Below are 15476 nucleotides of genomic sequence, written 5' to 3'. Positions count from 1 at the left end.
GCACGGGCGTGGAGAAACTCCTACGCCCGTGCTGGTTTCAACGGCTGTCAGGCCAGCCGTCGCGCCCGGTCAGGGGCAATTATTTTTTATCTTTAACTTCTTCGAACTCAGCGTCGACCACGTCATCTTGTTTCTGTGCTGACGCGTCACCAGCGTCCGCTGCGTCTGCCTGGCCCTGCTGCTGTGCCATCTCCATCAGCTTGCCGGAGACTTCCATCAGCGCCTGCATTTTCGCTTCAATAGCCGCTTTGTCTTCGCCTTTCAGCGCGGTATTCAGCTCAGTCAGTGCAGCTTCAATAGGTGCTTTGTCTTCTGCAGAGAGTTTGTCGCCTGCTTCATCCAGCTGCTTACGGGTGCTGTGCGCAATCTGGTCGCCCTGGTTGCGCGTCTGTACCAGCTCTTCAAACTTGCGGTCAGATTCAGCGTTCGCTTCCGCGTCACGCACCATTTTTTCGATTTCGTCTTCGTTCAGACCAGAAGAGGCTTTAATGGTGATCTTCTGCTCTTTACCGCTGTTTTTATCTTTCGCTGACACATGCAGAATACCGTCGGCATCGATGTCAAAGGTAACTTCGATCTGCGGCATACCGCGTGGCGCAGGCTGGATCCCGTCGAGATTAAACTGACCCAGCGATTTGTTATCACCGGAACGTTTACGCTCACCCTGCAGCACGTGAATGGTCACGGCAGACTGGTTGTCTTCAGCAGTAGAGAACACCTGGCTGTGCTTGGTCGGAATAGTGGTGTTCTTGCTGATCAGCGCGGTCATGACGCCGCCCATGGTTTCAATACCCAGCGACAGCGGCGTTACGTCCAGCAGCAGAACGTCTTTTACATCACCTGCCAGTACGCCACCCTGCACGGCAGCACCGACCGCTACGGCTTCATCCGGGTTCACGTCTTTACGTGGCTCTTTGCCGAAGAACTCGGTTACTTTCGCCTGCACCATTGGCATACGCGTCTGACCACCCACCAGGATGACATCGTTGATGTCAGAAACTGACAGGCCAGCATCCTGCAGTGCCACTTTCAGCGGCTCAATGGAGCGGGTGACCAGGTCTTCTACCAGAGATTCCAGTTTCGCACGCGTCACTTTGATGTTCAGGTGCTTAGGACCGGTTGCATCTGCCGTGATGTATGGCAGGTTAACATCGGTCTGCTGCGCAGAAGAGAGCTCGATTTTTGCTTTCTCAGCCGCTTCTTTCAGACGCTGCATAGCCAGCGGATCGTTGTGCAGATCGATACCCTGGTCTTTTTTGAATTCGGCTACCAGATAGTTAATCAGGCGACTGTCGAAGTCTTCACCACCCAGGTGGGTATCACCGTTGGTTGCCAGAACTTCAAAGGTTTTTTCGCCATCAACGTCGTCGATCTCGATGATAGAGATATCGAAGGTACCGCCGCCCAGGTCATAAACCGCGATAGTGCGGTTGCCCTGGCCTTTGTCCAGACCGTACGCCAGCGCTGCTGCGGTTGGTTCGTTGATGATGCGCTTAACATCCAGACCTGCAATACGGCCTGCATCTTTGGTCGCCTGACGCTGTGCATCGTTGAAGTAAGCCGGTACGGTAATGACCGCTTCAGTCACCGCTTCACCGAGGAAATCTTCCGCGGTTTTCTTCATTTTTTTCAGCACTTCAGCAGAGATCTGCGGCGGTGCCATTTTCTGGCCTTTCACGTCCAGCCAGGCATCACCGTTGTCAGAACCTGTGATCTTGTACGGCATGATTTTGATATCACGCTGTACTTCTTCGTCCTGGAAGCGGCGGCCAATTAAGCGCTTAATAGCAAACAGGGTATTCTGCGGGTTGGTCACTGCCTGACGTTTAGCCGGCTGACCTACCAGCGTTTCGCCATCTGCGGTATACGCAATAATTGACGGCGTGGTGCGATCGCCTTCAGCGTTTTCCAGGACGCGTGCTTTGCCGCCGTCCATGATCGCCACACAAGAGTTGGTTGTACCCAGGTCAATACCAATAATCTTACCCATCTAAACGTCTCCCACGTAAATTCTTTGTCAAATTGGGTTGTGATGCAGAGATGTGGTCGTTACCGCCACTTTCAACTGCGTCTGCAGGCTTTTTGCTGCTTCACAACGCCCGATGACAAGTAAATGGGGCCGCTTCGATGCGCATCAAGGGTTAAAAGCAAAAAATATTTCGATTCTTTTACCCCAACGGGGCAAATGGCGGGAAAATGTACAACACCAGCGGCGGAGCAGCACTGCCCCGCCGTGGCACGATCAGGATAATGAGCGGGAGGAGTGCACCGTGGTCTGACGCGCATCACGCCAGAGCCAGCAGCCAACGCCTGTACCGATAGCGGCCAGCGCCAGCACGTACCAGGCCGGTGCCATGGGGGTCAGCTGCATCATCAGCGTCACGCTGATGGGCGTCAGGCCGCCAAAAATCGCGTAAGCAACGTTGTATGAGAACGAGATCCCGGTAAAACGCACCGCTGCCGGGAAAGCCCGCACCATCACAAACGGCACCACGCCTACTACGCCGACGCTCAGCCCCGCTACGCCATACCAGAAGAACAGCATCTGCGGCGCGCTGCCGGTGTTTTGGAAAAAGTGCCAGCTGCAGAAAGCCAGCAGCAGCGATCCCGCTATTAGTGTACGCGCCGCACCCGCGCGATCCACGATCCAGCCTGCCAGCACGCACCCGATCAGCAGCATCACCGTGGCGAGGCTGTTAGCCTGCAGGCTCAGCGCAGCCGGTACGCCCTGCTTCTGCATCAGTGCAGGCGCCATTAAAATCACTACAACAATGCAGGCGGAGAGCAGCCAGGTCAGCAACATTGAGATCGCGATACTGCGCTTATGGTGCAGCAAAATAGCCTGCAGCGGCAGCCGTTCAGACAAGGTTTTACGCTGCTGCATCTGCTGAAACACCGGCGTTTCATGCAGCCAGCGACGCAGGTACATCGCCAGCAGGCCAAACATACCGCCGAGAAAGAACGGCAGTCGCCAGCCATAATCACGCATTTCCGCCGGAGAAAAAGTCGTGTTAAGCAGCGTTGCCACCAGCGAACCCAGCAGAATACCGGCGGTGAGCCCTGCGGTCAGCGTGCCGCAGGCAAAGCCGGTACGCTTTTCCGGCACGTGCTCGGCAACAAATACCCAGGCACCCGGGACTTCACCGCCGATAGCCGCGCCCTGCAGCATCCGCAATAGCAGCATCAGCAGCGGCGCAGCAATACCGATGCTCGCATAGGTGGGCAGTGCGCCCATCGCCAGCGTCGGCAGCGCCATCAGCAGAATGCTCAGGCTGAACATCTTTTTCCGGCCAACTTTGTCACCAAAGTGCGCCATGACAATGCCGCCCAAAGGGCGCGCCAGATAGCCGGCAGCAAAAATGCCGAACGTCTGCACCTGACGCAGCCAGTCAGGCATATCCGGCGGAAAAAAGAGTTCGCCAATAACGGCAGCAAAGAAGATAAAAATAATGAAGTCGTAGAATTCCAGCGCCCCGCCAAGGGCAGCCAGCGACAGGGTTTTATAGTCCTGCCGGTTAAGTCGATGCGAGGTGAGCGAGTCCATAACGGTGCGGTATCCAGAGCCGGAAAAGGTAGGGCAGACGTTACTATACCGGCAAACCCGCACCACGCCAGCAAGGCTGAATTTTATGCCTGAAAAGCCTTATTTTCAGAGGTTTGTCTCACGCCGTGCGCTTTTCGGGCGAAATGCTGCTACCACTGCCGCATGCGTCTCGATATACGGTCCTTCCAGCAGCTGTAAGCAGTAAGGCACCGCAGCAAAAATTCCGGGCACCCTGACGCTGCCATCCTCCGCTTTTACCCCTTCCAGCGTCTCTTTGATCGATTTCGGCTGACCGGGCAGATTCAGGATCAGCGACTGTTTGCGGATCACCCCCACCTGCCGTGACAAAATGGCGGTGGGAACAAACTGCAGGCTGATTTGACGCATCTGCTCACCAAAGCCGGGCATTTCGCGATCCGCTACCGCCAGCGTCGCATCCGGCGTTACGTCACGTCGTGCCGGCCCGGTACCGCCGGTGGTCAGCACCAGATGGCAGAAGCGTTCATCCACCAGCTCGCAGATCGCCTGCTCAATCATCGGTTGTTCATCCGGTACCAGGCGTGTCTCCAGCTCGAAGGGCGTTGCCAGTGCACCGCTGAGCCAGCTCTCCAGGGCCGGAATGCCCTGATCCTGATAAATGCCGTTTGCTGCGCGATCGGAAACGGAAATTAATCCAATGCGTAAAGTGTCCATAAGAGTATCGCTGTGGTTAGCCGCGTGGCGGCAAAAAAAGAGAGATGCAGAAAGGATAATACAAAGCGCAGAGCAGAGAAATGCGTAATACCGTGGCGGCAAGGTACCGCCACGGCGTCAGGCTTACAGCAGTTCAGTAAGCATCTTTTCAAGTTTGCCCTGATCAACGGCAAAGTTGCGGATACCTTCCGCCAGCTTAGTGACCGCCATAGGATCCTGATTATGCTGCCACAGGAACTCCGCTTCGGTCATTTTCGCCGGACGTTCGCTGATCTCACCGCTGTAGCTCAGCTTGCGCTCAACGCTGCCTTCGCTCTCAGCCAGCTCTTTCAGCAGGCCCGGAGAGATAGTCAGACGGTCGCAGCCCGCCAGTTCGATGATTTCGCCCACGTTACGGAAGCTGGCTCCCATCACCACGGTTTCATAGCCATGCTGTTTGTAATAGCTGTAGATTTCAGACACGGAGACCACGCCTGGATCTTCATGCGGCGCATACTCTTTTTTATCGGTGTTCTGCTTGTACCAGTCGAGAATACGGCCCACGAAAGGAGAGATCAGGAAGACGCCTGCTTCCGCACAGGCGCGTGCCTGCGCGAAGGAGAACAGCAGCGTAAGGTTACAGTTGATCCCTTCTTTTTCCAGCTGCTCCGCCGCGCGGATGCCCTGCCAGGTTGAAGCGAGCTTGATCAGAATGCGATCGTTGCTGATGCCCGCGTCGTTGTAGAGTTTAATCAGGCTGCGCGCCTTCGCGATGCTCGCTTCTGTATCGTAGGAGAGACGTGCATCCACTTCTGTTGAAATACGGCCCGGGATCAGTTTGAGGATCTCCAGCCCGATATTGACAGCCAGTTTGTCAGAGACCAGCGCCAGCTGCTCTTCCTTGTTGCTGCTCTGCTCACGCGCCCAGCCGATCGCTTCATCAATCAGCTTGCGGTATTCAGGGATCTGGGCAGCGTTGAGGATCAGGGAAGGGTTCGTGGTGGCATCCTGCGGCTGATAGAGCTTCATCGCTGCAATATCACCGGTGTCGGCGACCACGGTAGTCAGCTGACGCAGGGAAGTAAGTTTATCCGTCATGGTTCTCTTTTCTCTTTAGTTGACTGTCAGGGTATAAAAGGCTGAATCGATAATATCACGCGCAATCAGCGGCGCAACATCGTGGCGTGCCCTTTACGATAGCGCTAACAAATAGGAGCGATTTGCCGATTGATGCCGCTTTTTTGATACACTCCGCGCAATAAATTTTCCGTTAATGTCCTGATATTTAAGCAGGCGCACAAGGAGACCCGGTATGCTGATGGTGATTTCACCCGCGAAAACGCTGGATTATGAGAGCCCGCTTGCCACCCCCCGCTTTACCCGGCCTGAGCTGCTGGAAAAATCGCAGCAGCTGATTGACGTTGCGCGCGCCCTTTCGCCGGCTGATATCGCTTCGCTGATGCGTATCAGCGACAAGCTGGCGCACCTGAACGCCGATCGCTTTAACCAGTGGCAGCCGCACTTTACGCCGGAAAATGCGCGTCCGGCTATTCTGGCATTTAAAGGTGACGTGTATACCGGCCTGCAGGCGGAACGTTTTAGTGAAGCGGATTTTGATTTTGCCCAGCAGCATCTGCGTATGCTCTCCGGCCTGTATGGCCTGCTGCGGCCGCTGGATCTGATGCAACCCTACCGGCTGGAGATGGGTACCCGCCTGGCCAATCCGGCTGGCCGCGATCTCTACAGCTTCTGGGGCGATACGCTTACGGAAACGCTGAATCGTGCGCTACAGGCGCAGGGCGATCGGGTGTTGATCAATCTTGCTTCAGACGAATATTTCCGGGCAGTAAAGCCGGCGAAACTTGATGCCGATGTGGTGAAGCCGGTGTTTCTGGATGAAAAAGATGGTCACTATAAAGTCATCAGTTTTTACGCCAAAAAAGCGCGCGGGCTGATGAGCCGTTTTGTGATTGAGCATCGTCTGACAGAGGCAGAACAGCTGAAGCAGTTTGACGTGGAGGGATACCGTTTTGATGCGCCAGCCAGCCAGGGGAATGAGCTGGTGTTTAAGCGCCAGCAGCAGGCATAAATCGTTTTATGCCGGGACGTCATCACGTTTCGTGTGCACATCAGTTCGGGCGTCATGAATGGCGTCATCACGTTTCGTACGCGCATCAATCCGGGCGTCATTAATGACGTCATCACGTTTCGCACGCGCATCAACCCGGGCGTCATGAATGGCGTCATCACGTTTTATACGCGTATCAACCCGGGCGTCATGAATGGCGTCATCACGTTTTATACGCGTATCAACCCGGGCGCCATGAATGGCGCCCCTACAGGGGGATGGGATATCCGTAGGGGGCGCATTTATGCGCCCCTGGCTGCCATGAATACGCTCCGATCCGTTACCGCAGCAGGAATTTGCGCAGTGCGGCAAACTCTGCCGGCATCTGGTGAGACAGCAGCGGCAAATCGGCACGATCGGCCAGCGCCTGCGGCAGCGTAAGCGTCTGTCCCAGAATCTCCTCTACGCTCTCGCGGAATTTTGCCGGATGCGCCGTGCCGAGGAACAATCCATACTCACCTTCCTGCAGCTGATCGCGCAGCAGACGATAAGCGATGGCCGCGTGCGGTTCGGAGAGATAACCCAGATCGGCCAGCTCGCGCATCGTGGCCTGCGTCGTCTCATCAGAAACCGCACCGTAAGCGAGATCGGTCAGACGCCAGGTTTTACGGCGGAACAGCTCTTCCACGCGCGGCCAGTTATTGGGCTGGCTGACATCCATGGCGTTTGACAGGGTAGCCACGGTGGCATTCGGCTGCCAGGCCCCGTTGCCGAGAAAGCGCGGTACGGTGTCATTGGCGTTGGTTGCGGCGATAAACCGTTTGATGGGCAGACCAAGCGATTTTGCCAGCAGGCCGGCGGTAAGATCGCCAAAGTTACCGCTGGGTACCGAGACCACCAGCTGATTGCGCTGCTCCTGCGGCAGCTGTGCGACCGCCTCAAAGTAGTAGCAGATCTGCGCCAGCAGACGACTGATGTTAATGGAGTTAGCGGAGTTAAGGCCAATCGCTTTTTTCAGCTCCTCATCATCAAACGCCTGCTTAACCAGCGACTGACAGGTATCGAAATCGCCATCAATCGCGATAGTTTCAATATTGCCACCCAGCGTGCAGAACAGTTTTTCCTGCAGGGCGCTGATTTTGCCCTGCGGATAGAGGATCACCACGCGCACGTTTTCCATACCGTAGAAGGCGTGTGCCACGGCGGCCCCGGTATCACCCGAGGTGGCGGTCAGGATGGTGATCTGCTCATCTGCGCCAGAAACGTAGGAGAGCATCTGCGCCATAAAGCGGCCGCCGAAATCTTTAAACGCCAGCGTCGGGCCGTGGAACAGCTCCAGACAGGCGATATCTTCGCTGACCTTCGCCACCGGAGCCGGAAACGTAAAGGCCGTTTTGACCCGCTCAGCCAGCTGATGCGGGGTGACTTCATCTCCGATATAAGCAGACAGGATTTTGCTGCTGCGGCTGACAAAGTCCATCTCCAGCATCGCATCGATGTCAGTCAGTTCAAATTCCGGCAGCTCCAGTGGAAAGAACAGCCCCTGCTGCGAGCCCAGCCCCTGTTTCACTGCCTGTGAGAAGCTGACCTGCTCGTTGTGATCCTTAAGATTATAGAGTTTCATACGTTATCCCAGTTTACGTGCGCCAGCCGTATCAAGACGGCAGATATGGACGAAGCCTTCTTCATTCTGCAGATAGTGCTGGTTCAGCCAGTCTGCCATCCGCTGCGCCGTTGCCCTCTCATTGCAAACAGCGAAAAGCGTCGGGCCGGAGCCCGAGATACCGCAGGCCAGCGCGCCGATGTCGGCTGCCGCCTGCCGTGCTGCGGCGAACCCTGGCAGCAGTTTAGTGCGGTACGGTTCAGCCACCACATCCTGCATCAGCTTAGCCGCCAGCTGCGGCTGCCGGGTATGACAGGCATGGATAAAGCCCGCCAGCAGGCGGCCATGCTTAATCACATCCTGCTTACGATATTGCGCCGGCAGAATCGCCCGCGCTTCCGCGGTCGAAACCTTGATGCCGGGATACGCCATAACCCACAGCCACTCATCAAAACAGGGCACCTGCTGGCTGATAATCCCCTGCTCTTCAATCATCAATTGTACGCCGCCCAGGAAGCAGGGAGCCACATTGTCATAGTGAACGCTGCCGGAAATACGCCCTTCCAGCTCGCCCATCAGCGCCAGCAGCGCGGTATCGCTGAGCGGCTTGCCGCAGAATTCGTTCATCGCCATCAAGCCCGCTACCACCGAGCAGGCGCTGGAGCCGAGACCGGAGCCGATCGGCATATTTTTTTCCAGCGTCATCGCCACCGGCACCTCTTTGCCGATTGCCTGACAGAAACGCTCCCAGCACTGATAAACAATATTTTCTTCAGGATCGTCAGGCAGTTTGCTGACAAAACGACCACGATTCACAAGGCTGAAACGATCGGCCGCTTCGACGGCCACACAATCGCCCAGCAGCGATCCATCCACCGGCGACACCGCAGCCCCCAGCACGTCAAAGCCAACGCTGACGTTGCCAATGGAGGCCGGTGCATAAATTTTTACCATTATTAAACTCCTAACTTCCACGACAGCGTACGCAGCAGATCGGCAAATACGCCCGCTGCGGTAACATCATTCCCTGCACCATACCCGCGCAGCACCAGCGGAATTGGCTGATAGTAGCGGCTATAGAACGCCAGCGCATTTTCACCGTTTTTCACTTTGCACAGCGGATCGTTACCGTCTACCGCCTCAATCTTAACGCTGCAGCGCCCATCTTCTGCAATCGCTCCGACAAAACGCAGCACTTTGCCTTCGTCACGCGCCTGAGCGACGCGTGCTGCAAAGGCGTTATCCAGCTCCGGCAGACGCGCCATAAACTGATCCGCATCTGCCAGTTCAGTCAGGCTCGCAGGCAGAAGCGGTTCGATATTGATATCGCTCAGCTCCAGCTGATGGCCCGCCTCACGCGCCAGGATCAGCAGCTTGCGCGCCACATCCATTCCCGACAGATCGTCACGCGGATCGGGTTCGGTAAAGCCCATCTCGCGCGCCAGCGTAGTCGCCTGCGACAGCGACATTCCCTCATCCAGCTTGCCGAAGATAAAAGAGAGCGAGCCGGAGAGAATGCCGGAAAATTTAATCAGCTCATCACCCGCGTTCAGCAGGTTCTGCAGGTTTTCAATCACCGGCAGACCGGCGCCGACGTTAGTGTCATAAAGAAACTTGCGGCGCGATTTGGCGGCGGCAGCCCGCATCTGCTGGTAGTAATTCCACGAGGAGGTGTTCGCCTTTTTGTTAGGCGTCACCACATGGAAACCTTCTGCAAGGAAGTCTGCATACTGGTCGGCCACCGCCTGGCTGGAGGTACAGTCGACGATCACCGGATTGAGCAGGTGATACTCTTTTACCAGCCGGATCAGACGTCCGAGGTTAAACGGCTCACGCGCTTCACTCAGCGCGCCTTTCCAGTCACTCAGATCGATACCGTGGACATCGGTCAGCAGCGCGCGTGAATTCGCGATCCCGCAGACACGCAGATCGATATGTTTGCCTTTCAGCCACGCCTGCTGGCGATGCAGCTGATCGAGCAGCGCACCGCCCACGCCGCCCACGCCGATCACAAACACTTCAATCACCTGATCGGTGGCAAACAGCATCTGATGCACAACGCGTACGCCGGTAGTCACATCGTCATTACTTACCACAACAGAAATTGAGCGTTCGGAAGAGCCCTGGGCGATCGCCACGATATTGATATTGGCGCGCGCCAGCGCTGAAAAGAATTTGGCGGAAATGCCGCGCAGCGTACGCATGCCGTCGCCTACTACTGAAATCACCGCCAGCTGCTCCAGCACATCCAGCGGATCGAGCAGACCCTCTTTCAGCTCAAGATGGAATTCTTCTTCCAGTACGCGCCGCGCGCGCGCCTGTTCACTCTGCGGCACGCAGAAGCTGATGCTGTATTCAGAGGAGGATTGTGTGATCAGCACCACGGAGATGCCGGTACGTGACATCGCGGCAAATACGCGCGCGGCCATGCCCACCATGCCTTTCATTCCGGGACCGGAGACGTTAAACATCGCCATATTGTTAAGATGAGTAATGCCTTTAACCGGATTCTCATCATCACCGCCTTCGCCGCCAATCAGCGTGCCGGGCGCCTGCGGATTGGCGGTATTTTTAATTAAGCAGGGGATCTGAAACTGTGCGATCGGTGCAATGGTGCGCGGATGCAGTACTTTGGCACCAAAGTAGGAGAGCTCCATCGCTTCCTGATAAGACATCGACTTCAGCAGGCGCGCATCGGGTACCTGGCGCGGATCGCAGGTGTAGACCCCGTCAACGTCGGTCCAGATTTCGCAGCAGTCAGCGCGCAGACAGGCGGCCAGCACGGCAGCCGAATAGTCGGAACCGTTACGCCCCAGCACCACCAGCTCACCCTTTTCATTACCGGCGGTGAAGCCCGCCATCAGGATCATATGATCGGCCGGGATCTGGCTGGCGGTGATACGGCGGGTGGATTCAGGAATATCCACGGTGGATTCCAGGTAGTGCCCCACGGCCAGCAGCTTCTCAACCGGATCGATAACGGTTACCGGATAACCACGCGCCTGCAGCAGCGCTTCCATAATGGCAATCGACAGCTTTTCGCCGCGACAGATAATAGCCGCATTGACCGCATCCGGGCACTGCCCCAGCAGGCTGATACCGTGCAGCACCTGCTTCAGCTGAGCAAACTCCAGCGCAACAAAAGTGCTCATGCGATCAACGTCAAACCCCGGCTGGGCCGCCGCGAGTCCCTGCAGGAGATCGGCAAAAATGCGCTCAGCGTCACTGATATTCGGCAGGGGATCCTGGCCGCTGATGGTTTTTTCAATCATCGCTACCAGGTGATTAGTAATTTTTGCGGGTGCAGAGAGCACGGTGGCAACCTGTCCCTGCTGCGCATTGCTTTCCAGAATGTCCGCCACGCGCAGAAAACGCTCTGCGTTGGCTACTGAGGTTCCGCCGAATTTCAGCACTCGCATGGTTAAAGCTCTCCTGAATTTTTGCCGAAAAAAAAGCCCGCACTGTTGAGGTGCGGGCTTCTTTTTTATTTTTTCCTGTATGCGTCAGCCCGCACCGTTACCTGTGGTAATGGTGGTGGTAATAATTGTTGTGGTGTTCAGGCTGTCGTTACGCATTAAGATTTTTCTGTCTGTCTTTGTCTTGTCCGTCTGCCTTCCAGAAGTAAAGCAAAGCACACGTTAAGTCAACGAATTTGTCTTTTGCGGGTGAACCTGCAGCCGGGCAGTGCTGCGCTGAATCGGGCAAATGCTGTTAAGATCGTTTACGACAAACGCGAGATGCCCGATCAGCAGCTACCAACTCAGGGTTTTTCCGAGTAATTCTCTGCCAGCTTTTTTTCCACATCGTGCAGCAGCCGGTGCAGCATTGCGCTGTCGCGCTGCTCCAGCAGACCGATGCGCTGCTCGATCCAGTCCACCATTTTAGTGTCATCGCTCACCTCCAGCGTGGTAAGCAGCTGCTGAAACCGCTGACGCAGCGCCTGCAGCTGCAGCGCATTCGCCGTTTCTGCCGGGGTGACGGTGACCTGATTAAGTGAAGCGAGCTGATAGCAGTAGACCATGACCGCCTGCCCCAGATTCAGGGAGGGATAATCCGCCGCCATCGGGATACCGGTCAGCAGGTCGACCTGATCCAGCTCCTCGTTTGTCAGTCCGCTATCTTCACGTCCAAATACCAGCGCAATGCGCGGCAGCCACTGCCGCTTTTCCTGCAATATAGTCTCAACCTGTGCAGGCGTAGCGTAGTAGCGAAACTTCGCCCGGCTGCGTGCAGTGGTGGCAACAGAAAAATCGACATCGGCCAGCGCTTCACTCAGCGTGGCGTAAGTCCGGATACTGTCGAGGATTTCACCGGCGCCGTGCGCAACACGTCGCGCCGCCGGATCCTGCCATGCGTCGCTGGCGACAATGCGCAGCTCAGTAAAGCCCATGGTTTTCATTGCGCGGGCAGCGGCACCAATATTTTCCGGGCGGGCGGGTGAAACCAAAATCAGGGGAAAAGACATAATTTTTCCGGTAGCAAATTAACACTGTGCGCTATGGTGGCATGCAGTGATAAAAATACCAATTGTTATGCAGTGATAAAGCGGAATGTTAATAATGTTAAACTGCCGGAATAAATTGTGCTGAAGACATTTGTCACTCTCAGGCAAATATTATGGCGTTATAAAACATAAACCCTGTTAATTCATTGCACTACGCCAGCTATTTATGCAATTTGCACGCGTTTAAAACCGCGGGTTAAATGTAGCGAAAATGCTGCTTTTTGTGAGCTAAGCTGGCAATACAGGAGAAGTTTTTCATAAAAGTGTTAACGTGCTACACTTGCTTTTGATATAAGTCAACGAAGCGTTGTTTTTATGCTTATCGGTTGTTGCTGGTGCTGTTAGGTTGCTGTTAATGCGGTTAGGATAAACGCTATTCCGATCCCAACGGGGCGCACAGATATTCATTCTGACCGGCTGAGCTGACACTGACGTTGACCTGATGGATGGTATATTCCGAAGATTATTTCGTACTCCGGTTGCGCAGACGCCTATGACACATTTTTATTTTGTCGCGGCAACGGTTGTACGCCCTGTTTTCGATTTGTTGGCAAATTTTAGGTAGCAAAACATGCAGACCCCGCACATTCTTATCGTTGAAGACGAACTGGTCACGCGTAACACGCTAAAAAGCATTTTTGAGGCGGAAGGTTACGTGGTCTATGAAGCCACTGATGGTGCTGAAATGCATCAGGTTTTAACAGACAATGACGTAAACCTGGTGATTATGGATATCAACCTCCCAGGGAAAAATGGATTGCTGCTGGCGCGCGAGCTGCGTGAACAGGCAAACGTCGCGCTGATGTTTCTGACCGGTCGCGATAATGAAGTGGATAAGATCCTCGGCCTGGAAATTGGCGCTGATGACTACATCACTAAACCTTTTAATCCGCGTGAGCTGACCATTCGCGCGCGCAATCTGCTGTCGCGCACCATGAACCTGGCCATGCCGGGTGAAGAGCGTCGTCAGGTTGAGAGCTATCGCTTCAACGGCTGGGAACTGGATATTAACAGCCGCTCGCTGATCAGCCCAAACGGCGAGCAATACAAGCTACCGCGCAGTGAATTCCGCGCAATGCTGCATTTTTGCGAAAATCCGGGCAAAATCCAGACGCGTGCCGACCTGCTTAAGAAGATGACCGGTCGCGAGCTTAAGCCGCATGACCGTACCGTGGATGTCACGATTCGCCGTATTCGTAAACATTTCGAGTCAACACCCGATACGCCGGAAATCATCGCCACCATCCATGGCGAAGGCTATCGCTTCTGCGGTGAACTGCAGGATTAAGTTAAACAGTAAAAAAACGCCCGTCCGGGCGTTTTTTTTAACGGCTTTAATGCCACGGCATAATGGGCACCGCGCTCAGCGCGTTTTTCGGTGATCCATCCACGACCTTATCGGAATAGCTCAGATAGACCAGCGCGTTGCGTTTCTGATCAAAAAAGCGCACCACCTGCAGCTTTTTGAACACCAGCGATGTCCGCTTGCGAAACACCACTTCTCCCTGCGCCTTGCCTTGTGCGATTTTCTCGCTAAGCTCTACAGGCCCTACCTGCTGGCAGGAGATAGCCGCATCCGATGTATCTTCAGCCAGCCCCAGTCCCCCTTTGATGCCGCCGGTTTTTGCCCGGCTGATATAGCAGGTGACATTTTTCACGTCCGGATCGTCGAACGCTTCGACCACGATTTTATGATCGGGGCCGAAAATTTTGAATACGGTGTCAACAGAGCCGATCTCCTCCGCCAGCGCGACGGGGGTGAACATAAAAGTTGCCAGCGTGACTATAAGAGCGCGATTTATTGTCATTGGGTTACCATTGCAAAGGAAAGAGATGTGGCGATAATGTACCGTCACCAGATAAAAGAACCAAACCTGAACGGGTTATCACCCGCATTGATATAGCACACTTGATCAACACACAAGCGCCGCGCGTTTGTGCATTTAGTGCTATTATTCGACGACTTCATCGTTGCGCCACCAGAGAGTTATGAGGATGTTTTATGGACCAAGCCGGTATCATTCGCGATTTGCTTGTCTGGCTGGAGAGCCATCTGGATCAGCCGCTTTCACTTGATAACGTTGCGCTGAAAGCGGGTTACTCCAAATGGCACCTGCAACGGATGTTTAAAGAGGTTACCGGACATGCCATCGGGGCATACATCCGTGCGCGCCGTCTCTCCAAAGCCGCGGTGGCGCTGCGCCTGACCAGCCGCCCTATCCTTGATATCGCTCTGCAGTATCGCTTCGATTCACAGCAGACCTTTACGCGCGCGTTTAAGAAACAGTTTAATCAGACGCCTGCCTGGTATCGTCGCTCATCTGAGTGGAACTCTTACGGTATCCGCCCGCCCATTCGTCTGGATAACCAGCCCGTGCCAGAAGCACAGTTTGTCACGCTGCCGGAGACGATTCTGGTGGGGCAGACGCAGAGTTACACCTGCGCGCTGGAGCAGATCTCCCGCTATCGCGATGAGATGCGCGTGCACTTCTGGAAGCAGTTCCTGCTGGAAACCGATACCGTGCCGCCGGTGCTTTACGGCCTGCATCAGGTACGCGCCAGCCATGAGAAAGATGATGAGCAGGAGATCCTTTATACCACTGCGGTTCCGGTCGATCAGCAGGCGCTGGACATGCAGTCTAACCAGCGCGTGACGCTGGAAGCAGGAGACTACGTGCAGTTCAGCTATGAAGGGCCGCGCGTCGCACTGCAGGAGTTTATCCTGATGCTCTACGGCACCTGCATGCCGATGCTGGGATTAATCCGCCGTCAGGGCCAGGATATTGAGCGCTTCTATACCCACGGCGGCAAAAAGCGCAGCGAACCGCCGGCCGATATCCGCTGCGAATACCTGATCCCGATCCGCCCGCAGCCCGTTAATTAATCGCCCAAGAAGCCTGCAGGGGGCGCATTAATGGCGTCATCACGTTCCGTACGCGCATCAACCCGGGCGCCATTAATGGCGCCCCTACGGGGAATGTGGGGGGCGCATTAATGCGCCCTGGCCGCGGTAAAAACATCATCACGTTCCGCATGCGCATCAACCCGGGCGCCATTAATGGCACCCCTACGGGGAATGTGGGGG

13 protein-coding genes and 1 other annotated feature are annotated in these 15476 nt (G+C 55.4%); of the genes, 3 read left to right on the top strand and 10 right to left on the bottom strand.

Translation table 11 applies throughout. The annotated features are described in order from the left end of the window. Positions 1-79: 79 nt before the first annotated feature. The 4 genes from dnaK to tal all read right to left on the bottom strand — a co-directional run bounded on the left by dnaK (position 80) and on the right by tal (position 5314). Entirely contained in the window at positions 80-1990 is a 1911-nt protein-coding gene (dnaK, locus tag B3041_RS12950) for a molecular chaperone DnaK (protein WP_065650176.1), read from the bottom strand. 252 nt (positions 1991-2242) lie between these two features. Further along, positions 2243-3544: an MFS transporter gene (locus B3041_RS12945; RefSeq protein ID WP_292975401.1), complete on the bottom strand. Its 1302-nt coding sequence runs from the start codon at positions 3542-3544 to the stop codon at positions 2243-2245. 105 nt (positions 3545-3649) lie between these two features. Then, complete coding sequence (gene mog, locus B3041_RS12940) at positions 3650-4237, bottom strand: molybdopterin adenylyltransferase (RefSeq protein WP_065650178.1); 588 nt, start codon at positions 4235-4237, stop codon at positions 3650-3652. Between the two features lie 123 nt (positions 4238-4360). Then, the gene (gene tal / locus B3041_RS12935; protein WP_065650179.1) at positions 4361-5314 is read right to left on the bottom strand and encodes a transaldolase; all 954 of its coding nucleotides are present in this window, start codon (positions 5312-5314) and stop codon (positions 4361-4363) included. A 214-nt stretch (positions 5315-5528) separates the two neighbouring features. On the opposite strand from tal, the gene yaaA reads away from it, so the two are divergent. After that, positions 5529-6305, top strand: a complete 777-nt coding sequence (yaaA, locus tag B3041_RS12930; RefSeq protein ID WP_292975397.1) for a peroxide stress protein YaaA — start codon at positions 5529-5531, stop codon at positions 6303-6305. Between the two features lie 319 nt (positions 6306-6624). On the opposite strand, the gene thrC is transcribed toward yaaA, so the two are convergent. The 5 genes from thrC to B3041_RS12910 all read right to left on the bottom strand — a co-directional run bounded on the left by thrC (position 6625) and on the right by B3041_RS12910 (position 12352). Next, positions 6625-7908, bottom strand: coding sequence for a threonine synthase (gene thrC / locus B3041_RS12925; RefSeq protein ID WP_065650182.1), 1284 nt, complete (start codon positions 7906-7908; stop codon positions 6625-6627). Between the two features lie 3 nt (positions 7909-7911). Continuing rightward, positions 7912-8841 (bottom strand): homoserine kinase, encoded by a 930-nt coding sequence (gene thrB / locus B3041_RS12920; RefSeq protein WP_292975394.1) that lies wholly within the window; start codon positions 8839-8841, stop codon positions 7912-7914. Between the two features lie 2 nt (positions 8842-8843). Then, the gene (gene thrA, locus B3041_RS12915) at positions 8844-11306 is read right to left on the bottom strand and encodes a bifunctional aspartate kinase/homoserine dehydrogenase I (protein ID WP_292975391.1); all 2463 of its coding nucleotides are present in this window, start codon (positions 11304-11306) and stop codon (positions 8844-8846) included. 26 nt (positions 11307-11332) lie between these two features. After that, positions 11333-11455 (bottom strand) — a sequence feature (Thr leader region). Then, positions 11391-11462 carry a thr operon leader peptide gene (thrL, locus tag B3041_RS16920; protein WP_071669149.1) on the bottom strand — a complete coding sequence of 24 codons (72 nt, stop codon included), beginning with the start codon at positions 11460-11462 and terminating at the stop codon, positions 11391-11393. (Overlaps the previous feature by 65 nt.) Before the next feature lie 185 nt (positions 11463-11647). Further along, positions 11648-12352, bottom strand: coding sequence for a tRNA/rRNA methyltransferase (locus tag B3041_RS12910; protein ID WP_292975388.1), 705 nt, complete (start codon positions 12350-12352; stop codon positions 11648-11650). Positions 12353-12962: 610 nt separating this feature from the next. Between B3041_RS12910 and arcA the strand changes: the two genes are divergently transcribed. Beyond that, positions 12963-13679 carry a two-component system response regulator ArcA gene (gene arcA, locus B3041_RS12905; protein ID WP_039382461.1) on the top strand — a complete coding sequence of 239 codons (717 nt, stop codon included), beginning with the start codon at positions 12963-12965 and terminating at the stop codon, positions 13677-13679. Positions 13680-13725: 46 nt separating this feature from the next. Here arcA and creA read toward each other — a convergent pair whose 3' ends face one another. After that, a complete protein-coding gene (gene creA, locus B3041_RS12900; RefSeq protein ID WP_065650186.1) occupies positions 13726-14199 on the bottom strand; it encodes a protein CreA in 474 nt (157 codons plus the stop codon). A gap of 194 nt (positions 14200-14393) precedes the next feature. Here creA and robA point away from each other — a divergent pair, with 194 nt between their 5' ends. Beyond that, the gene (gene robA / locus B3041_RS12895; RefSeq protein WP_065650187.1) at positions 14394-15275 is read left to right on the top strand and encodes an MDR efflux pump AcrAB transcriptional activator RobA; all 882 of its coding nucleotides are present in this window, start codon (positions 14394-14396) and stop codon (positions 15273-15275) included. Positions 15276-15476 lie beyond the last annotated feature (201 nt).

Source organism: Pantoea sp. UBA4549 (assembly GCF_002387285.1).
Taxonomy (GTDB): domain Bacteria; phylum Pseudomonadota; class Gammaproteobacteria; order Enterobacterales; family Enterobacteriaceae; genus Pantoea; species Pantoea borealis.
This window is presented reverse-complemented; position numbering and strand designations above follow the sequence as displayed.